The sequence below is a fragment of the Arthrobacter sp. GQ119 genome, from assembly GCF_059759125.1.
In genome coordinates this window covers 1-248 of record NZ_JCAXEA010000105.1, presented here as the reverse complement: position 1 = coordinate 248, position 248 = coordinate 1, and the positions used below count along the sequence as shown (strand labels likewise).

Sequence of the window (248 nt, the reverse complement as noted above, 5' to 3'; positions counted from 1 at the left end):
CTGGACGGGCGCGGCATTGCAGCACCTTCCGCGGACTCAGTACCGAGGGAGCTAAGCCCAGCCGAAATCGCGGAGACGACCGAAACCGTTACCGAGTTCTTCCCCGGCCTGTTCCCCAACGTCGTCCGCTCCGACGCCTTCCCGGACCTCTTCACCAAGGACGGGCATCCCCTGCTGGGCCGGCTCACGGAGAACAGCAGGATCTACTGCGCCACCGGCTTCTCCGGCGGCGGCTTCAAAAATGCCAC

The 248-nt window shown here is 65.3% G+C and carries 1 protein-coding gene; it reads left to right on the top strand.

The window, feature by feature from the left end:
- Positions 1-248 (top strand): FAD-dependent oxidoreductase (locus AC6CH3_RS23555; protein WP_498134727.1); only part of this gene is annotated, 248 nt, incomplete at both ends.